At 57.4% G+C, this 20,230-nt stretch carries 18 protein-coding genes; 7 read left to right on the top strand and 11 right to left on the bottom strand.

Annotated elements, in window-relative coordinates:
- The first annotated feature begins 138 nt into the window (after nt 1–138).
- From GYM47_RS13105 to GYM47_RS13085, 5 genes are read left to right on the top strand one after another with little or no spacing between them, the layout of a single operon-like run.
- On the top strand, nt 139–1,956 hold the full coding sequence (locus GYM47_RS13105) for an IucA/IucC family protein (protein WP_153842628.1): 1,818 nt from the start codon (nt 139–141) through the stop codon (nt 1,954–1,956).
- The gene (locus GYM47_RS13100) at nt 1,949–3,217 is read left to right on the top strand and encodes a type III PLP-dependent enzyme (protein WP_153842629.1); all 1,269 of its coding nucleotides are present in this window, start codon (nt 1,949–1,951) and stop codon (nt 3,215–3,217) included. Before GYM47_RS13105 ends, GYM47_RS13100 begins: the two co-directional genes overlap by 8 nt.
- Before the next feature lie 35 nt (nt 3,218–3,252).
- Nucleotides 3,253–5,133, top strand: a complete 1,881-nt coding sequence (locus GYM47_RS13095) for an IucA/IucC family protein (RefSeq protein ID WP_153842630.1) — start codon at nt 3,253–3,255, stop codon at nt 5,131–5,133.
- Nucleotides 5,127–5,900: an HpcH/HpaI aldolase family protein gene (locus GYM47_RS13090; RefSeq protein WP_153842631.1), complete on the top strand. Its 774-nt coding sequence runs from the start codon at nt 5,127–5,129 to the stop codon at nt 5,898–5,900. Before GYM47_RS13095 ends, GYM47_RS13090 begins: the two co-directional genes overlap by 7 nt.
- Before the next feature lie 43 nt (nt 5,901–5,943).
- Entirely contained in the window at nt 5,944–7,851 is a 1,908-nt protein-coding gene (locus tag GYM47_RS13085) for an IucA/IucC family protein (RefSeq protein ID WP_153842632.1), read from the top strand.
- Between the two features lie 53 nt (nt 7,852–7,904).
- On the opposite strand, the gene GYM47_RS13080 is transcribed toward GYM47_RS13085, so the two are convergent.
- The 9 genes from GYM47_RS13080 to sstT form a co-directional block, all read right to left on the bottom strand.
- Nucleotides 7,905–8,528, bottom strand: a complete 624-nt coding sequence (locus GYM47_RS13080) for an RraA family protein (RefSeq protein WP_139526566.1) — start codon at nt 8,526–8,528, stop codon at nt 7,905–7,907.
- A 28-nt stretch (nt 8,529–8,556) separates the two neighbouring features.
- Nucleotides 8,557–9,588, bottom strand: a complete 1,032-nt coding sequence (locus GYM47_RS13075) for a FecCD family ABC transporter permease (RefSeq protein WP_153842633.1) — start codon at nt 9,586–9,588, stop codon at nt 8,557–8,559.
- Nucleotides 9,585–10,589, bottom strand: coding sequence for a FecCD family ABC transporter permease (locus tag GYM47_RS13070; protein WP_153842634.1), 1,005 nt, complete (start codon nt 10,587–10,589; stop codon nt 9,585–9,587). Before GYM47_RS13070 ends, GYM47_RS13075 begins: the two co-directional genes overlap by 4 nt.
- The gene (locus tag GYM47_RS13065) at nt 10,579–11,559 is read right to left on the bottom strand and encodes an ABC transporter substrate-binding protein (RefSeq protein ID WP_168444468.1); all 981 of its coding nucleotides are present in this window, start codon (nt 11,557–11,559) and stop codon (nt 10,579–10,581) included. Before GYM47_RS13065 ends, GYM47_RS13070 begins: the two co-directional genes overlap by 11 nt.
- A complete protein-coding gene (locus tag GYM47_RS13060; protein ID WP_153842635.1) occupies nt 11,556–13,016 on the bottom strand; it encodes a DHA2 family efflux MFS transporter permease subunit in 1,461 nt (486 codons plus the stop codon). Before GYM47_RS13060 ends, GYM47_RS13065 begins: the two co-directional genes overlap by 4 nt.
- A gap of 151 nt (nt 13,017–13,167) precedes the next feature.
- Nucleotides 13,168–13,503 carry an AzlD domain-containing protein gene (locus tag GYM47_RS13055; RefSeq protein ID WP_153842636.1) on the bottom strand — a complete coding sequence of 112 codons (336 nt, stop codon included), beginning with the start codon at nt 13,501–13,503 and terminating at the stop codon, nt 13,168–13,170.
- The gene (locus tag GYM47_RS13050) at nt 13,500–14,240 is read right to left on the bottom strand and encodes an AzlC family ABC transporter permease (protein ID WP_153842637.1); all 741 of its coding nucleotides are present in this window, start codon (nt 14,238–14,240) and stop codon (nt 13,500–13,502) included. The genes GYM47_RS13055 and GYM47_RS13050 overlap by 4 nt, the downstream gene beginning before the upstream one ends.
- Nucleotides 14,237–14,767, bottom strand: a complete 531-nt coding sequence (locus GYM47_RS13045) for a helix-turn-helix domain-containing protein (RefSeq protein WP_153842638.1) — start codon at nt 14,765–14,767, stop codon at nt 14,237–14,239. The genes GYM47_RS13050 and GYM47_RS13045 overlap by 4 nt, the downstream gene beginning before the upstream one ends.
- A gap of 79 nt (nt 14,768–14,846) precedes the next feature.
- The gene (gene sstT, locus GYM47_RS13040) at nt 14,847–16,064 is read right to left on the bottom strand and encodes a serine/threonine transporter SstT (protein WP_044629521.1); all 1,218 of its coding nucleotides are present in this window, start codon (nt 16,062–16,064) and stop codon (nt 14,847–14,849) included.
- 235 nt (nt 16,065–16,299) lie between these two features.
- Here sstT and GYM47_RS13035 point away from each other — a divergent pair, with 235 nt between their 5' ends.
- Nucleotides 16,300–16,629 (top strand): hypothetical protein, encoded by a 330-nt coding sequence (locus tag GYM47_RS13035; protein WP_153842639.1) that lies wholly within the window; start codon nt 16,300–16,302, stop codon nt 16,627–16,629.
- A 73-nt stretch (nt 16,630–16,702) separates the two neighbouring features.
- Here GYM47_RS13035 and GYM47_RS13030 read toward each other — a convergent pair whose 3' ends face one another.
- Both GYM47_RS13030 and GYM47_RS13025 read right to left on the bottom strand, forming a co-directional pair.
- Nucleotides 16,703–17,014: a hypothetical protein gene (locus GYM47_RS13030; protein WP_139526575.1), complete on the bottom strand. Its 312-nt coding sequence runs from the start codon at nt 17,012–17,014 to the stop codon at nt 16,703–16,705.
- Between the two features lie 574 nt (nt 17,015–17,588).
- Nucleotides 17,589–18,200, bottom strand: coding sequence for a CDP-alcohol phosphatidyltransferase family protein (locus GYM47_RS13025; RefSeq protein ID WP_153842640.1), 612 nt, complete (start codon nt 18,198–18,200; stop codon nt 17,589–17,591).
- 243 nt (nt 18,201–18,443) lie between these two features.
- Here GYM47_RS13025 and GYM47_RS13020 point away from each other — a divergent pair, with 243 nt between their 5' ends.
- Entirely contained in the window at nt 18,444–20,087 is a 1,644-nt protein-coding gene (locus GYM47_RS13020; protein ID WP_153842722.1) for an SLC13 family permease, read from the top strand.
- Nucleotides 20,088–20,230 lie beyond the last annotated feature (143 nt).

Genomic DNA, 20,230 nt, shown 5'->3' with positions numbered 1-20,230 from the left:
GAACGTGCATGAAGGAAAATGTTTCGTTCAAGCAGTAACACAATAAAAACCGCGCGATGTGACTAGCCATGGATGCGTGGGTTTACCTATCGATAGGTAAGTAAACCTTTCAAAAGGATGACATTCTGCGGGGGCTATATGAGCTACGCACAGGAGCATCGCTCAGCGAGCGATATCAGTCAGTGTGCCTCGGTGCATGCGTTACTCAACTGTATTATCAAAGAAGTCGCCATACCTGAACGAAGATTAGCGTTTCAATGGCCGAGCCATCGTCGCGGGTTACCTGAGGCGCTGTCGGGTATTCCTCTTCTGATCGAGTGGTCAACCTCACTGCACTTATGGGTGATGGTCGACCGTCAGTCGACGGTAGGTAGCCAGTATTATCTTTCCGATGTTTACTTAAAGAGTAAAGGCGACAAGACGTGGATGGCCGCTAGTGCCGAGATGCTCATCAGCCGTCTGCTCAAACATCTGCCGCGTGTCGATGCCGACATCAATCAAGAGTTGGCGCAGCAGGTTCGTCAGAGTCGTCAAGTGATGGCTGAGATTGTCAGACATGCTGCCAAGCAATCTAACCGGCAGCCGTTAGCCGACTATCCGAGCAGCGAGCAAGGGTTATGGTTTGGCCATCCGAATCATCCCACGCCCAAAGCACGCCAGTGGCCTGATGACTGCTTGGCTGATGGCATGCCTTCTTACGCCCCGGAATGTGGCGTCGCCACCTCGCTCTACCAGTTCTCCTTTCCCGCAGACGGGGTACGCGTTCAGGCCAACCGTGTTGAAGAAGAGGACGTCCTTTCCTACGTGGCAGACCAAGCGACCGCCGAGAGCGATGAACGCATCGTGCTGAGCATGCATCCGGTGCAAGCGGCCATGTTCAAACAATCGTCTGCCGTCCAAGCGCTGCTTCAGCGCAACGTGATCAGAGATCTTGGTCAAAGTGGTTTTAGCGCAGTGCCAACGGCCTCCATGCGCACGTGGTATATCGAAGGGCATCCCTGGTTCATCAAAGGAACGCTCAATGTGCGCATCACCAACTGCGTGCGTAAAAACGCGTGGTACGAGCTGGAAAGCACGCTGGTGATCGATCGCATCATGCATCAACTGGGTCGCTTGGAAGACCCTTCCTTGGCGACGCTATTCGTTGCCGAGGAGCCCGCTACGGTGCATTGGACGCCTAACGAGGGCAATGAGGAGCAGCAGCGCTGGTTCCGCGAACAAACGGGCATCATCTTGCGAGAAAATTTCTGCCGACGGTTTTCTCCTCAAGCCTGCTTGTTGACGGGGACGTTGTTTGCGCGTGATACGACGCTGGTGCCTATGGTGCTCCACTTCATTTCACAGGCGTATGAAGGCTCGCTCAGTACCAGTACCTTGCCTGAACAGAACCAAGTGAGAGCATGGTTTCAGGCCTATTTGAAGGCGCTGCTGCCACCGGTGCTGGGGCTGTTCTTTCGGCACGGTATCGTCATGGAGCCGCACTTACAAAACTGCGTCTTGATTCATGAGGCTGGAACGCCCCAGAAAATGCTGTTACGTGACTTCGAGGGGGTCAAGTTGACCCGTGATAAGGGCACCGCCTGGTTGGCGGGTGAAGTCCTTCACCCTCGCGTCGAAGCCTCCATGATCTACAGCCGGGAGCAAGGTTGGAACCGAATCGCCTACTGCCTGTTCGTCAACCACATTGCGGAGGCCATTCTCGCGCTGAGCTGGCGACGTCCCGCGTTGGCGGATGCGTTATGGCAAGACACATCGACGGCGTTGCAGCATGTGCGTAGCCAGCTGGAGGTAGCCGCGCCAGAGCTCGATGCGCTATTGCAAGGCGGCGCGCTGCCCTGTAAGACCAACTTCAAATTACGGCTCATGGCTCAGGCTGATCGCCAGGCGCAGTATGTGTCGTTGCCCAACCCTTGGCACGCTCTTCGGGTCATGGGGCGGGAGGTGGCCTATGGCTGAGCCAAATGCGCTGCCACGTACGATCCTGTCAGCAATAGAGCGGTATCGCCAGCAGTGTAGCGAACCCATGGCCGCCTTTTTCTACGATCTGCCTGCCTTGGCCGCCCACGCGCATGCCATGAAAGCGGCGCTGCCACTTGGAGTGGAGCTGTACTACGCCATCAAGGCGAATAGCGAGCCCGCCATCATCGATACCTTGGCCCCTATCGTGGATGGCCTAGAGTTATCTTCCGGTGGAGAAATCGAGCGCGCGTGTCGCAGTGCCACGCCACGGCCATGGGTGTTATCGGGGCCTGGCAAGCTGGATGCGGACATGCGGAGTGCCATCGAACGGGGCGTAGAGGCGTTTCATGTCGAAAGCCTCGGAGAAATTGCGCGTTTGCAGTCCATCGCTGCAGCGATGGGCCATACACAGCCCGTTCTTTTGCGTATCAACCCCCAATTACCGGCATCGTTTTCCAGTCGTTTGCGCATGGCTGGCACGGCGACACCGTTCGGTATCGACGAAGTACAGCTCCCCAAGGCCGTCAGCGCCGTGGGTAGCGCGCCAAACCTAACGCTCTGCGGCTTTCACGTGCATGCCATGTCGCACCAAACAAGCGAGCAGCGCCATCAACAGTTAATCGCGTTCTACCTGGAGCGGTGGCCATCGTGGCGAAGCCTGGCACGTTATCCCGAGCAACTGACGCAGCTCAACGTAGGAGGCGGCATTGGGGTGAATTATCGCGAGCCTTCCCACCAGTTCGACTGGGCTAGTCTCTGCCACGCGCTTGGTCAACAGCTCGACACCCTGTCCGCACCCCCAAGCGTTCGTTTCGAAATCGGACGCTATCTCTCTGCCTTTTGTGGCTACTACGTCATGGAAGTGCTGGATACCAAAGTCAGTCATGGTGAAGGGTTTTTAGTCTGTCGAGGGGGGACGCATCAATTCCGCTTACCTGCAGCGCAGGGGCACGATCATCCGATCATTCACTTACCCCGCGACCCAACGCTATCGAGCAACGGCGAACAGCGCGCTTGGACGATCGTGGGGCAGCTTTGCACCCCAAAAGATGTATTGAGCCGACACCAAGAGCTGCATGGCGTCAGGGTGGGGGACTTATTGGTGCTGCCTTTGGCAGGCGCCTATGGCTACAACATTTCCCATGCGGACTTCCTTTGCCATCCCCGGCCAGCTCAGCACTTTGTGACGGACACCGCTGAAGTGCTGCCTTCTCGCGCTGGGCCTCGTCGCGTGCTGGCTGCGGGCTACTCAGGCTAATCGTTATCCATTTCTCTATGTTGTGTAGGTACTCCATGACGTCACAAGCAACTTGGCTGCCCACGCGGGCGGTCATCGAGAACGCCGTTGTCTCCACACCCTTTTCTTCTTTGGATAGCTGGCGCCACTACCGCCGTATCGAGCAGCGTGTCATTGGTCAACTGCTGCAAACCCTGCTGTATGAGGATGTACTGAGCTATACCGTCGTGCCAAACCCGGCCGCAACGCGGGCTGGAGCGTCACGATTTTCGATCACGTTGGGTAGCCGCTGCTATAGCGTTGATGGGTGGGTATGCCACAGCTTCCATTTGATCCGCCTGGACCATACCACGCTCTCGGTGAGTGGCGCGCCGAACCAACCCGATACCGTCAGTTTGCAGTGCTTCATCACGGATCTCGAAGAGACGCTGGGGGAGGGAGCCATTCAGCCAGGCTTCGTCAACGAGTTGGTGCAGACACTCATCAAAGACACCCAATCGGCCACGTGTGCGCTAAGTGACACTGCATCGCCTCAAACGTTGGAGGCGGATGCATTAGAGCGCTATTTCACGGATGCCCATAGTTACCATCCTTGCTACAAGTCACGGCTGGGGTTCTCCTTACAGGATAATCAGCGCTACGGCCCTGAGTTTGCTCAACCGCTGCGTGTCATTTGGTTGGCAGTGCCCAACCAGTTGGCTCATGCAAGTGCGGTGGACGGAGAAACCTGCCTAGGCCGGGCTATGGAGGAGGCCGGGCCTGAGGTGCTGGCGAGGTTGGAGGACTATCTCGAACGCCAGCAGCGTCGGCGCGATGAGGTCGTGCTCATGCCCGTGCATCCATGGCAGTGGGAAAATGCTCTGGTCGAGGTGCTCTATCCCGAGCTTGCTAGTGGCGATATTGCCTTCCTAGGGGAGGGCGAAGCGGTTTATACCCCTCAGCAGTCGATACGTACCCTGGCTCCGGTAACGCGTCATCTGCCCTATCTCAAGCTGGCGATGAGTATCACGAATACGTCTAGCACACGTATCTTGGCGCGCCATACCGTCACCAACGGCCCCCTCATCACGCAGTGGCTTCAGCGGCTGATCGAGACGAATGAGACCGCCTCCTCTGCGGGTTTCGTCCTATTGGGAGAGATCGCTGGCGTGGCCTTGGATGAGCGCGCATTTGCTGACAAGCGCTATGCAGAGGTGTATGGCAAGGTCGGGGCTATTTGGCGACAAAATATCCGCCAATATTTACATGAGGGCGAGCAAGCTGCCCCACTCAACGGGTTGAGCCAGCTTACTCGCACGTCGCAAGGGGAGCCCTCTGACCCATTCATCATCCCCTGGGTAGAGCGCTACGGGCTCGTTGCGTGGACGCGCCAACTGATCCGCGTCACGACGCTGCCGATCATCCATCTGCTGTTTGCGGAAGGTATCGGAATGGAGTCCCACGGGCAAAATATCGTCGTCATTCATCGTGATGGCTGGCCTACACGCGTTGCCCTCAAAGATTTTCATGACGGCGTACGTTTTAGCAAGGCGCAGCTCGCCCGGCCAGAGCTGGTACCCAAGCTCGAGCCGGTGCCTCCGCGCCATGCCGCGCTCAATCGCAACTCCTTTATCGTCACCGATGATCTAGCAGCGGTGCGTGACTACTCTTGCGATGCCTTTTTCTTCATTGCGCTTGGTGACATGGCCATTTTTTTGAAGCGCCACTTTGGCTTGGAGGAGACGCACTTTTGGGCCATGGCGGCAGAGGTCGTCAAAGAGTACCAGCGCGAGCATCCCCAGCACGCTGAGCGCTATCGCTGTTTTGACGTGTTTACTCCAGAGTGGGAGGTAGAGGCCCTGACTCGTCGCCGTCTCTTTGGAGACGAGCAGCCCCAGGTCAAAAAGGTGCCCAACCCACTGGCCGCCTATGCACCTGAAGGAGCGCGCGTATGTTGAGAACGAATCAGCTAAAGCGTGCGCTGCTAGAGGGCAGGGAAGTCTACGGGGTGATGGCCTCCATGCCGACTGCTGCCTCGATTGAGTTGATCGGAGAAGCAGGCTTTGACTACGTGGTCATCGATACCGAGCACGTTCTGATCAACCCAGAAACCATCGAACACATGATCCGTACCGCAGAGAGCTATGGGATGACGCCACTGGTTCGAGTGGCGGATACGGACCCCAAACAGCTGCTGCGCCTGCTGGACGGCGGTGCGCAAGGCATCGTGTTGCCCAATGTGGCGTCGGCCGCGTCGTTAGCCGACGCGGTGGCTGCCTGTAAATACGCGCCTGAGGGAGCAAGAAGCCTCAACGCCGGTCGCCCTGGAGGGTTTGGTAAGTCCTCTCTCGCCGAGTACGTGGGGCAAGCCAACCAAGAAACGATGGTCGTTGCCATGATTGAAAGCCACCAAGGCGTGCAGCAAATCGAAGCGATTTGTGCCGTGCCTGGCTTGGATATGGTGCTGGAGGGTGCGGCGGATCTTTCCCAGTCCCTGGGGGTGACGTGGCAAACCGACCATCCAGACGTCGTCCAGTCGCTCGAGCATGTTCAGCAGACGGCCCAGGCATTCGGCATCCCTTATTGCGCCTTTCTCCGCCAATCCCGCGCTAAAGCGCGATGGCAGGCACGGGGTGTTCGCACCTTCATGCTGGGAGATGAACGAGGGATTGCGTTTCGCGCGCTGCAGAAGAGCCTTCACGAAGCTAAAGACGTTTCACACTGATCGATGTTTTCACGTTACTGATACCGTTTTGGAGGTTAGGCACATGACATCCGTTAATGCTCAGCACTATGCGCAACAGCAGATTCTGCAATGTTTGGTCGATGGGTGCTTGGTAGAAGGCTTGCTAGAGGGGCTCGATGCGCAGTGGAGCATCGTCGGTGACGACGAGAAAGCACTGACTGGCTTGTTTGGTGGTTTTACCCGTGATCCCGCGCAGCGTCTTTGGCGCTGGCCAGCAAAGCCGGGTTGGCATGTCGCGATGCTGCTTCAGCCTGGTATCACGCAGGCTTGGGAGAAAGTGCCGCAGACGCCGGTCGTGTTGGTCGACCATGCCGCAGGTCAGCATCACGCTTTGTCACCTGAGGCCTTCATGCATTACCTCTTTGCTAACGGAGGCGGGGATGACGCAGCCCTAACCCAGGGGCAGGAAGTATTTTTGCAGGCGCTCTCCGATACGCTTTGGCAAGCGACCAGCTCGGTGAAGCATCAGGTAAGAACGGCGGGTTTGCCAGCGCTTGCCACGGCTGATCATTTTGCTGTGATGGAGCAGTGGGCATCGCTGTTGGATCGCCCTTATCACCCCACGGCGAAAGCCAAGCAGGGGTTGAATAATCAGGAGTATCACGCCTATATGGCGGAGTTCAATCTGCCTATCGAACTCCGTTGGGTCGCCATCGACAATAACGCTTTGCTCAGTGGTGACGGTGTCAACGAAGAAACGCCGCTGCCAGTGCGCTGGCTCGCCAGCGAGACCAGCGCTGGGATGTTGGAGCAGGAGATGGTCGAGCGAGGCCTAGCGCATACGCATACCGCCATTCCGGTACATCCGTGGCAGTACGAGCATGCGTTGCCCCATTGGTTGCAAGACGCCTTTGAAGCCGGTGCCTGCGTGTCACTCACGACCGTCACGGAACCCTGGCTAGCCACCTCCTCGTTACGGTCGCTTGCGCCCACCACGGCCAGTCCGCACTTTCTCAAACTGCCCATGGCCATTTACTCTCTGGGGGCTTCTCGCTATTTACCGGCCGTGAAAATGATCAATGGCGATCTCAGTGCCCGCTTGCTGCAGCAGGCCAAGGCACGCGACGCTCGATTAGCGCAAGGCCTCTATCTATGTGATGAAAGCAAGTGGTGGGCGTATATGCCGCAAGGGGCAACGCTCTTTGATGAAGCGCCTCGTCACCTGTCGGCCATGGTGCGTAGCTACCCCTCTGAGTTACTGGAAGACGATACCGTGCGTTTGGTGCCCATGGCCACGCTGGGAACGCCACTACCGGGTGGTGAGCACCATGTGTTCGATGACTGGTTAGCCGAGCGGGAGTGGCCTGCGAGTGCATCATCCGTGACAGCCCTCTTCGGCGAGCTGTGCGACCGCTTCTTCGAGATCAACCTACGCCTGTTTCGGTTGGGGATGCTGGCAGAAGTCCATGGGCAGAATGCGGTCATGGTCTTTAAATCAGGCCGGTGTCACGGCGTGCTGTTACGCGATCATGACTCGCTGCGTATCTGCGTTGAGCGGTTGGAACAGCATGGGATGCAGGACCCGTGCTACCGCATCAAGCAAGGTCACTCCAATACCCTTTACCACGATAGCCTGGAAGCCCTGCTGTTTTGGCTGCAAACCCTTGCCATTCAAGTCAATCTACGCGCCATCATCGACGCGCTGGTAGGCTACTACGGAGTCTCGGCGCACACTCTATGGGAGACGTTGGCGATACGGTTGAGAGCCCAGCTGAACGAGGTTGCTTTTGACCAACATGACCGGGATAGACTGCTAAAGCAGTTGTTCGAACAGGAGCAGTGGCCCTATAAACGCCTGATTTCACCCATCATCGAGCGAGCGGGGGGGCCAGGCAGTATGCCCTTCGGCACCAGCGCAACCTGTAATCCGCTTCGCCAAGTTATCGTTTCGAAGCAGCAACGCCACCAGGAAGCGGTCACGGAGCACTGAGTCAAAAGCCGCCTAGTAGATCTGCTAGGCGGCTATTCAATCAACATGCCGAATTAGCAAAACCAAGCGGGATGGTTTGCTTTCAGCGCTCGCCGCTTCTCGTCCTCCTGCGTCTGCTTTTCCTCTGCAGCACTCGCTAGCGCCTCTGCGCGGTGAGGAGGCACCACGAAGAGCCCATCGTCATCTCCAATGACCAGATCCCCTGGGGTTATGACACACCCCTCGATTGTGACGGGCGTATTGATTTCACCCTCTAGCGAGAGTGCCCGGGTGGTTAACGGGCTTGTTCCCCGTGCAAAGGTGGGGAGCGGCAGCTGAGAAAGATAGGCCCAGTCGGTGACCGGTCCATTCGTCACCACGCCCGCCAAGCTCTTTTGTAAGGCGGCGTAAGCGCGAAACTCCCCCCAGCAGGCACGTTGAACATCGCTGCCGACGTCGATCACCAGCACGTCGCCTGGGCGTGCCATGATCAGCGCCTCACGGATGATGCTGCCATCCACATGGGGAATGCGTACCGTGAGGGCCGTGCCTAAAAGCCGAACAGGGCGCTTGAGTGGCAGAAGGGTCGCGATGGCTCCGATATCGGTAAAATGTCCGAGTGTCGAGGTGGCAATGTCCTCGAATCGTTGCCGCTGCTGGGGGGTGATGTTTTCTTGACGGGGAAGGACATGGAACATGGGACTCTCTTTGTTTACCTCGAGCGCGCTAATAGCGCGTGCGGTGAAGTAAATAAACGAAGAAGGGCGCGCCGATGCCGGCCACGAAAATGCCTGCGGGCAGGTCTTTGGGAAGAAAAGCGACCCGGCCTAGCAAATCGGCATATAGGACGATCAGTGCCCCGACCAGCGCCGATACGGGAAGGAGGCGTGCCATATGGCGTCCCACGAATTTAGACGCGATATGCGGCGCTATTAAGCCCACGAAACTGATGGCCCCTGCATAGGCCACCGCAGCGCCTGCCAACACCACAGCGCAGGCCAGTAGGATGACTCGGCTACGTATCACCGCGACGCCTAGCCCTTGTGCCACCTGATCCCCCAGCGCCATGGCATCTGCATGGCGGGCGAAGGCCAAACATACCGGTGTGGTCACCACCAGCCACGGCAGTAAGCCATAGACGTCCCGCCACTGGGCTGCATACAAACTGCCGGTGAGCCAGACGTAGGCCGACATGGCCGCAGCGTCGCTGCTAATGACGATTAAAAGCGTGGTGCCTGCGCCCATGGCCGCGGCCAAACCAATGCCCACGAGTACCATACGTGACGGGTGCAGCCCATTTTTCCAAGCGAGTGTAAAGACCAGCAAGGTCGATACCAGGGCACCCAACATGGCAAAGAGTGGCAGCCAATGAATGCTAAAGATGCTGCTAAGCAGTGCTAAAAATAGAACCGCCGCAAGGGCGGCACCGCTCGTGATGCCGATGACGTCAGGAGACGCCAGGGGATTACGCACGATACCCTGCAAGAGAGCACCTGCCATCGCCAAGGCGCTACCCACCAAGATTGCCAGCACGATTCTCGGTAGGCGTAACTCCCAAACGATAAACGCAATGTCGCTACTTTGCGGCGCTGCTAACGCCTTCACAACGTCCACGAACGCGGTAGGAAAGCTCCCCAAGCTCAGCGATACGCCCGCGCTGGCAAACAGCAAAACGGCCAAACTGACGACCGTGAGCAGCGACCGATCGTCATGGCGCTGTTCAGAAGAGATAAAGGAGCGTGAAATATGCGATGTCATTGGGCTGCCATGTTGCGTCGCGCCAGATAAATGAAGAAAGGCGTCCCTAGCAAAGCGGTCATCACGCCTACAGGGATCTCCTGGGGAGCAATTAAAAATCGCGACGCCACATCTGCCAGCAATAGAAGGCTGGCGCCCAGTAGCGCGCAGGCGGGCAACAGCCAGCGGTGATCGATACCAAACAGACTCCTCGCCATGTGAGGAACGATCAACCCTACGAACCCGATCATCCCCGACAAGGCCACGGAACTACCCGCCAATACGATCACGACGAGCCCAAGCAGCAGTTTGATCGTGGTGGCCTGTAACCCCAGACCTGTTGCCATGTCATCGCCTAACAAGAGCGCATTGGCATGACGGACCAGCAGGGTGCAGAGCAGGAGCGCTGCGCCAAATAGCGGTAATAAAGGAGCCACCAGCGCAAGTTCTCGCCCGGATACCGAGCCTGCCAGCCAGTAGAGCACGCTTTCGAAGCTTTGCTGATCGATCACCAGGAGCCCCTGGCTAAAGGCGACGAACATGGCCGTCACGGCCACCCCGGCCAGTACGACGCGCAGCGGCGATAGCTCACCGCGTCGTCCTCTACTGAGCAGAATGACTAAGAGCGCCGCCACCGATGCACCGAAAAGCGCCGCCCAGACATAGTGGGCAGGCGCTGAAAGCGGCAGTAAAGACACGGCCACCACGACAAAAAACATGGCCCCCGCGTTGATGCCTAGGATGCTAGGTGAGGCCAGCGGGTTGCGTGTGATGGTTTGTATCAGAGCCCCGGCAATGGCGAGGCTCGCACCCACTAACGCTGCGATGATCGCCCGCGGTAGACGCTCGGTGATGAGGATGATGTGTGCGACATTGCCGGGATCATAGTGATGTAAGGTTGACCACAGCGCGTGCCACGCAATATCGCTCGTTCCTGATAGCGTGCTGGTTAAAAATGCGCTCCAGGTCACCATCACCCCAAACAGCAGCCCGAGACTTTTAGCGAGGTGGCTATCTAGCATCCTGCGTCTCCTGGCGGCTAGCAAGCGCATCACCTTGCTCGATGCCTTCAAGACCATAGTGGCGATACAGGTCATCGAGCATGGCATTGGCGGCGAGTATACCGCCGCCCATCATCCAGTTGACGGGGTCGACTTCGAATACCCGCTGATGTTCGACGGCCTCTAGCTGCTGCCACAAAGGGTGGGACGACCAGTGCTGGTAGTTATCGAGAATGGCGGGGTCCGGCTCCAGCAGCACGAAAATGACATCGGCATCCAACATAGGGATGTTCTCCGTGCTGGAAAGCTTCATGCCCCACCCGTGCGTGTTCAAGGTGTCGGGTTGTTCGAACCCTAGCTCGTCGAGAATATAGCCTGCAAAGCCGCCCGAGTAGATACGCAGGTGATCACTTTTGAAGCGGATCACCGCGACTTTTTGCGGCCACGCGTCTCCGAGCGCGTCTGCTATCTGTCGGTGAAAGTCGTCGACACGTGTCGCCCAATCGCGCAGTAACGCATTGGCTGCTTCCTCGCGACCTGTGGCATCAGCCACCAGGGTCAGCGTCTCTTTGAAGTCATAAACGTTATCGGCCGTGGCAGTGGGGGCAATGGCTGTCAGCAACGGCCGTATTCTCTGATGACGAAAATCCGTGGCCACGATGACATCAGGGTTCAGCCAAGCGATTTTTTCCAAGTTTGGCTGTGTTTCCAGGCCCACGTGCGGCACGTCGTTTAATTCGTCGCGCAGGTAGCGATACATGGGTTTTTCCAACCATGAGTCCACCACGCCAATGGGAGTGATCCCCAAGGCGACGGCGCTATCGGTGGCTCCTTGGTAAAGCGTTACGACGCGTTCAACGGAGGATGTTTGGCTCCTAAGGGGTTGGGCGGCACAGGTAGCGCCCATCAAGCTCACGACGAAGGCAATGCTCAGCAGCGTTTTGCCCAATGAAGGTCGCCAGGTGATTCGGTGCGTTTGAAAGGGGATCATTTGGCTCTTCCTTGAAGCGACGTTTGCGGCTGGCCGTTTGAGGAGGAAGGTATCGCCATGTTCAACGAGGCACCTGTGCGCCCCAGTACCCACGCCAGAGGGAGACATGCCAGCGCGATACCCGCCAAGACAAGAAAGGACACGTGCAGGGCAGAGGCGCTGGCCTCGGAGTAGGCGATGCCCAGGTCCAGGGATGCTCGTACACTCATGTCGTAGTAGACCGATAGGGCGACCACTCCGAGTGAGGAGACGAGTCGACGCGCCATGTTGTTCATGGCCGAGGCCTGGGCCACCTGCTGCTCAGGAAGATCTTTCATGCCCACCGTGGTCGCTGGTAAGTAAGCGAACCCCAACCCCATGCCGCGAAGCCCCATCCAGGCTGCAATGATCCAAACGGAGGTAGCCGCGCTCAGCGTGCCGAGGCCTATCAAGCTGATGACCGTGGCAATCAGGCCTAAACCAATACACCATTGAGGGGGTGCCCGGTCGATACAGCGGCCTGCAATGGGCGAACAGGCAGCGGCAGCCAGCGCAGTGGCGAGAAACACGAGGCCTGTCGTCAGCGGGCTAAAGCCCAGCGTGTTCTGCATCCACAGAGGGATTAACAAGATGCATCCAAACAGGATGATCGATTGCAAACAGGCGAGCAGCACGCTGTAGCGAAAGCGAGGGTGGTGAAACAGTGACAGGTCGAGTAGCGGCTGAGCCTGCTGTCGCTCGACGCGTATGAACAGCGTTAACGCGATGGCACCTAGCAGGAGCGGTACGAGAGTAGCGGGACGCAACAGGTCTGATAACGTTTCAACGCCGTTGAGAGACAGCAGTACGCCCCCGATACCCAGCGTGATGAGACAAAAGCCCGGTAAGTCAAACTGGCGTCGAGGCGGCCGCGAGTCGGCGGATAAATAACGATAGCCGCATATCAGCCCTAGGATCGCGAAGGGCATATTCATCAAAAACAGGGCGCGCCACTGGCTGACCTCCAGCAGTAGCCCTCCCACCGCCGGTCCGATGGCGGGCGCCATCATCACGGCAAAGCCCCACACACCGCTGGCCCGTCCCCGCTGTTCGCGCGGGTAAGCAGAAAAAATCAACGACAGAGACAGCGGAATCATCAAGCCAGCGGCGATTCCTTGCACGCCTCGGGCTACGATGATGCCATTGAGATGTGGCGCAAAGGCACCCAGCCCCGAGCCGGCCAAAAAACCGCACAGGCCCACGAGGTAAACCGTTTTTCGCCCCCATCTGCCCGCTAAATAGCCCGTTAGCGGCATTGTCATCGCCATGGCAATCATAAAGATGGTCACCACCCAGCTGACCTGGGTGGCGCTAGCGTTAAACGTCACCATGAGGTCAGCGACGGCTAGGTTAAGAGCGCTGTTATTGAGGCTGACGGTAAAGGTGCCCAGTAGCACGCTGATCAGCACTTTTTTGCCGTTGGAGGTCGCGTTCGGCATGAAACCCGCTTTCTGAGATGTCATGGGGATATGGCAAAGCAGACGTGCTGCTATGACGCCTTAGCCAGAGGGGGATGATGCCATGTTAAAGGTATTTAATGCAAATAGTTATCAGTTGTGATTGGGCGGGGGTGCGTCAGTCGCCGCGCTCTCAAAGGAGAGCAGCCGCTACCTCTACTGCACCAAACATCGCCACCCCGGCGGCCACCGGCCAGCCCAGTGAGCGCAGCCGTCGCCACACCAATAGCGTGACGCCAAGGCCTATCGCTGTGGCGAGCCAAGAGATGGCGTTGGGGTTGACCGGTACGATCGAGACGCCCAACACGGCGGCAATCATCATCGGGCCCAGAATCACCAGCCATTGGGGCATGGCATTCATGCCCGCTGCGCTACCAAGACGGCGCTGCATCCATAAAAAGGGCACCACTCGCATCAGCAACGTGCCGAGTGCGCAGATAATGACGGCGATCCACATGGTGCTGCTCATGGGCGGCTCCTCCGTGGTTGGAACGTGACCGTATAAAAGCACAGCGCGCCGCAGGCGGCGGCCAGCGGAATCGCGACATTGCTCCACCCGGCCAAGTTCAAGGCCAGCGCGGCAAGGATGGTACACAGCATGGCGGCGGCCCAGCGCTGGTCGGTAAAGCGCGGTGCCACCATGGTAAGAAATAGGGCTGGAAGGGCGAAGGGCATGATCTCCCCCAGCAGCGGCCAGCGGGCGGTGACCGCCTCGCCGCCGGACGCGCCGACGATGGTACCGATGATCCACACCGCCCAAGCCAGCAGCGAGGCACCCACGAACCAACTGAACCGCTTGACTTCCGGTAGCTGGGGTAGCCGTGTGAGTGCCAAGGCAAAGACTTGGTCGGTCAGGCCGTGCATCAACCAAGGCCAGTGGCGGCTGCGGGGCAGCAGCGCGGCCAAATTGGGGCCGTACACCACGTGGCGCACGTTGATGAGCAGCGTCATGATGACCACCAGCCACAGCGGTGCGCCCGCGGCAATCATGCCCACGAACAGAAACTGCGACGCACCCGCATAGATCAGTGCTGAAATGGCGGCGGCTTCCCAGGTGGTGAAATCGGCCTGCGTCGCGACCAAACCAAACGAGAGCGCGACTGGAATATAGCCGCCTAGTAGCGGAATGGCTTCACGCACACCCTGTAAGGCAGAGCGCAGCGATGAGTGCTGGGCGTTAACGGTGTGATCGGCTGGCTGGCTCATGAGCGGGTGCCCTCTAGCCCGTAGGTGACGGTGAGCAGCAGAGTGGCTTCTGCCGCCTGAGTGCGGTAAAGGTGTGGCTGATCGGCGGGGAAAGTGACGCTATCGCCGGGAGCGAGCGAGAGCGTTGCGCCTTCTGGTCCGGCTTCCAAATAGCCGCTGATCAGCGTCAGCGTCTCTTGGGTGCCCGGTGTGTGGGCCTCGGCGTGGCGCAGGGTGTGGGGCGCGCAGCGCATCCAGTAGGCATCTACCTGTGATGCGCCTTTACCTTGGTCAATCAACTGTACCTGCACGCCATCCTCGCCGAGCGGCACGCTAATCGGTGCAACTAGGGTGCCAAACGGAACGTTGAGTTGGACGGCCAGCCGCCAGATCGTGTCGAGCGTCGGGTTGCCATTGCCTTGCTCTAAGCGGCATAGGTTGGATTTCGCGATGCCCGCCGCGTTGGCAAGTTGCGAGAGCGATAAATCCTGCGCTTTACGAAGCGCTTGGAGGTGTTGGCCTAGCGTAACAAGAGAGTGCTCGTCCATGGACGTCTTCGCTGTTCCTTTTATAGAACGTTCTATATAAGGAACAGCGATCTGTCAATCGACGAGCCACAAAGGAGCGTTAATCAGGCTTACGCGCTCGACAGGCGGCGGCGGTAAACAGCACATCGGTGGAGGAGTTGAGCGCCGTTTCGGTAGAGTCTTGCACCACGCTAATCACAAAGCCAATGGCGACGGCCTGCATGGCCACTTCGGTCGGAATGCCGAACAGGCTGGCGGCCATGGGAATCAGCATCAACGAACCGCCCGCCACGCCAGACACACCGCAGGCCGCCAGAGCCGATACGATGCAGAGCAGCAGCGCGGTGGGGAAATCCACGCTAATTCCCAGGGTGTGCGTAGTCGCCAGCGTAATCACGGTAATGGTGATCGCCGCGCCGCACATATTGATGGTGGCACCTAACGGAATGGAGATCGCGTAGGTGTCGGCATCCAGGTCCAAACGGCGGCAAAGTTCCAGGTTGACCGGAATGTTGGCCGCCGAGCTGCGAGTGAAAAACGCCGTAATGGCGCTGCCCCGCAGGCAGGCAAACACCAGCGGGTAAGGATTTTGGCGGGTAGCCAAGTAGACCAATAGCGGGTTACTTACTAGCGCAACGAACAGCATACAGCCAACGATCACCCCCAATAGCTGGGCGTAGTTCAGCAGTGCCTGAACGCCAGACTCCGCGAGTGTACCGGCCACTAAGCCGAAAATACCCAGGGGGGCCAGGCGAATCACCAGGGTGACGATACGCGTAATGGCGGCGGATAAATCGCTCAGCGCTTGGCGAGTCGTGTCGCTGGCCTGGCGAAGTGTCAACCCCAAACCAATGGCCCAGGCCAGAATGGCGATGAAATTGGCGTCCATCAGAGCCGTCACAGGGTTCGCCACCGCGTTGAGCAGTAAGTCACGCAGCACGGTGAAAATATCGCTCGGCGGGTTGCCGTCGACTTGTCCCGCATCCAAGGCCAGCTCCGTGGGAAGTGCGAAGCTTGCGGCTACGGCAATCAACGCGGCAATCAGCGTACCTGCGACGTAGAGTAAGAGCACCGAGCGAATATGGGTCGGCTGGCCCGCCTGATGGGCGGCAATGGCCGCCGCCACCAGTACGAAGACCAAAATAGGCGCCACGGCTTGCAGCGCGGCAATGAAAAGCTGCCCGAGAAGCGCTACATCGCTGGCTATGTCGGGTACGAGTAGGGCCAACAGCACCCCAGCGACAATACCGATGACGATTTGAGGAATAAGCCCCAGCCGTAACAAGGGTCGAAAAACGGTGGTAGCGGTGGCAATCATTGCGTGACTCTCAGGTAGTAAAAGGGGGGAAGCGATGCGGCGGTAAGCGCCACCGCGCCTGAAAGGGGCAGCATTCTATCAGTTGAGGGCTTCTCTGGGGTGGGTGTGCCAAAAATCGGCACTCGCTGTCACAGAGATGAGCGCCAGACTATACTTCGCTTGCTGCGGGGCATCATCGCAGCGTGGCTTTAGTGCTACTTCCCGCCTATCCCAAAAGAAGAAGAAGGAACGTTTCATGCGTATGAAAGTGTTGTTTGCTGCACTGCTGATGATGTGCAGCTCGTCGCTCGTCATGGCGGCCGACTACTACGTCGATATCACCAACCGTACTGGCTACACCATTTACTATATGTACGTGAGCCCGGCGGATTCGAAAAGTTGGGAGGAGGACGTGCTGGGCAGCGACGTGTTGATGAATGGGGATACCCAGCGCGTGACGCTAACGGGGTATAACAGTCCCTTATTCGATATTCGCTTGGTCGACGAGGACGATGACAGCTATACCTTCTGGAACGTCGATGTTTCTACCCAAGATATCGTGGTGACGCTAGAGCATTTAGACTAATCATAAAAACGGCCTGCCACTCGAAGAGCGGCAGGCCGTTCGCATCGCTCGTTAGGGACGAGCGCTCAAAACTTCAAGCTGCGGCGCTGGCTTGTGCCACGGAAGCGCGGTTGGCCGCTGACAAGGCGTTAGCCGTTTGATCGACGCTGAAACGTGCCATGTCGGCATAAGCCTGTTCGGTAAGGGCGAGCACATCGGGAGAAGCGCCCCATTTCAACAACATGTCATCAATATGGCGCTCAGCCGCCTCAAACTGGCCACAATGGCTCAGCAGTTTGGCAATGGTGTAGTCACACTGCGGTGTATCGAACATCTCTTCCTTGATTTCTTGAATGGCCAGTTCAAGGCCCGCCTGCGAGATATCGACCAGAGAATGGGTATGCATGCCACGACTCCTTGTGAATGCCATTGGCTGCTCGAAATAGCAGCGTAAGTGTCGAAACGCTATTTGTACGCGTCTTGTACTCTTCGAGAGTAATACAGAGATTGGTGAGAATCAATCACCGTTTTCGACTGTCTGCAAAAATTCACATGGATCAAAAGCCATAAAAAATCCCCACATTTCGTGTGGGGATTTTCGCTGTGATGGAGCGCTCAGTGTCTATCATTAGAGCGTCATAGTGGCTAGCAAAGTGACTAAACAACCTGTGAAGAATGACACGGTGGCAACGGTCACTACGTCAGGTTGTTTTGCTTTTGCACGACTATGCTTTTGTTCCGTAAGAAATTTCTCAAGATGCTCTCGGCTGCCAGGCTGGGTGCCCTGGTAGATGTGTTGACGGATCATGCAACCTCCCAAACGGTCGGTAATGTGGTCGATCCCCCCTCAGAGAGTACAGCTGCGCCAAGTTTCATGCCCTGACGAGCGCGATAAACTCATACCCACAGCATAGACCAGCGGCACCGAAAAGGAGTTCATAAAAGCTATACAAAATGTTAACGATGATGACATGATCGGGTCATGAACGCAGTGTCCAGTAGCCACCCCAGAGCCGCGTGATGGTGGTGATCAAGCACGCAGCAGCGAACAGGCAAGCCAACAAGGGAAACGCCGTGGGGAACAAACAGAACAACACGAACGCCGCGACCGTTTCGGTGCCCTCAGTCAAGCCTTCTAAATAGTAAAAGGCTTTTTTAGGAAAGCTGGGCCGTTCTATCTGCCGGGCCTTGGCGACGATGGCGAAGGCCAAAAACGATGTGCCGGTGCCAATGAACGCAAAGAGCAGCAGCGCAGCGGGCAGCGCATTCTGCGCAGGGTCGGCCAGCGCAAAGCCGAGCACTACCGACGCATAAAAGACAAAATCAAGCCCAATGTCTAGAAAGCCGCCCGCGTCGCTTTGCTGATTATTCAGCCGGGCCAAGGCACCATCTACCCCATCTCCCACACGATTGAGCACGATTGCAGCCAACGCCCACCCGTACTGTTCGAATGCCAGTAGCGGCAAGGCGCTGAGCCCCACGATGAAGGCCGCTAGCGTGACTTGATCAGCGGTAATTTTTTGACGATGCAGGATGTCAGCAAGCGCGAGAAGCGGTCGCTGGGTCAGCGGCATGGTAAAGCGGTCTAACACGATGATATCTCCGTAAAAGGGGACTGGGTTTAATGTTAGTAGCGGCTAATAATTAAGACTAAAGTGTTTAGACTTTGGTTGTAATAACGGCCAATTCGCTGGACTAAAGGCTTATTGCAGTGAATAAAGGGCACCACAAACGCCAGCGGCGCTGGTAAAAATGCCGTAGGGCCTGCCCCGTGTTGAGCCCTTTCGTTCACCCTGACTGCGAGCGGTACGTTAATAATGCGCAGAACTGCTACGATGACGCTGTGGGATCAGCTTTGGCACTCCCACGATCAAGTCAAAAACCTTCTGATGTGTGCGTTGCCTACCTCAAGTACCGGTGGCTCCTCATCCCGCAGCGAGGCTAATGGTACACAAGGCAGCAGCGGCCACTCACCCCGTCCTCCTGCGTATAACCGAGCGCAGAAAATCGGCTTGGTGCTGGGGCCATTGCTGTTTGCAATGGTAGTGATGTTTTTCCACCCGGCTGATCTTAGCTTCGAAGGCCGGATGGTGCTGGCCACTACCTTGTGGGTAGCGGTGTGGTGGATTACCGAAGCCATCCCGATTCCTGTCACTTCTCTGCTGCCGATTATTCTCCTACCCATTACCGGGGCGTTGGAGAGCAACGCCGTTACGGCGGCCTACGGCAACCCGATTATTTTCCTGTTCCTGGGCGGCTTTATGATCGCCCTGGCGATGGAGAAGTGGGATCTACATAAACGCATTGCGCTGTCGATCATCTCCGTGCTCGGTACTAGCATCAACAGCATCGTGTTTGGTTTCATGGCGGCGACGGGCTTCTTGTCCATGTGGGTGTCCAATACCGCCGCTGTGATGATGATGCTGCCTATTGGCACTGCGATTGTCTATCAAGTCACCCAGGAACTGAATAAAACCGAAGGTGACCACAGCGACGAAATCGATAAATTCAGCAAGGCGCTCATTTTCGGCGTGGGCTATGGTGGCACCATTGGTGGTTTAGGCACGCTGATCGGCACGCCGCCGAACATTATCCTGGCGGCGATCGTGAACGAGCTGTTCGGTGTCGAGATTTCGTTCGCGGGCTGGCTGATGTTTGCCTTCCCGGTGGTAGTGACGCTGCTGGTGATTGGCTGGGTGATGCTGACGCGCTTCATTTATCCGATCAAGCTCGCCAAATTGCCGGGCGGCCGGGCGCTGATTCGAAAAGAGAAAGAAGCGCTGGGTAGGATCACCTTCGAAGAGAAGGCGGTGCTCGGTGTGTTCCTGTTTGCCGCGTTCTTCTGGATTACCCGCTCGTTTCTTTGGCAGGGACAGATCCTCAATATTCCAGGCATTAACGACACCATGATTGCGATCACTGCTGCCGTGGCGCTGTTTCTGATTCCTTCGCCCAATAAAGGTGGCTGCCTGTTGGGGTGGGACGTAGCCAAAGACGTGCCGTGGGGCATTTTGCTGCTGTTCGGCGGCGGCTTGGCGATTGCCGCAGGTTTTGGCTCATCGGGTCTGGCTTCATGGATTGGCGGCCAAATGAGCGTGCTAGAAGGCGTCAACTTCCTGCTGGTCATTTTGCTGGCGACAGGCATGGTGCTATTTTTGACCGAGATCACCTCCAACACGGCCACAGCGACGATGATTTTGCCGGTGCTAGCCTCATTGGCGCTGGCGCTCGATATTCATCCGTTCGTGCTGATGGTGCCAGCGGCCATGGCGGCCAACTGCGCCTTCATGCTACCGGTAGGCACCCCGCCCAATGCGATCATCTTCGCCACGGGTAAAATCAAAATCATCGAGATGGTGCGCAACGGTTTCTGGCTCAACATCATTGCGATGCTGTTGATCGTGGCCGCGGTCTACTTCCTGCTGCCGATGCTGTGGGGCGTGGATCTCACCACCTACCCGGATGCGTTTAGAGATTAATCTAGGTTAATTTTATGTCACTAACACAAAGCCCTCATCCTTGCGATGGGGGCTTTGTGTATGCGGGTTACGGCGCGAAAGATGACCTTAAGACGACGAGGAGGGTTTTCGACAAACCAGAGTGATTATCTATAGTGGCTTTA

Origin of the sequence: Vreelandella piezotolerans (assembly GCF_012427705.1) — a bacterium.
Taxonomy (GTDB): Bacteria; Pseudomonadota; Gammaproteobacteria; order Pseudomonadales; family Halomonadaceae; genus Vreelandella; species Vreelandella piezotolerans.
This window is presented reverse-complemented; position numbering and strand designations above follow the sequence as displayed.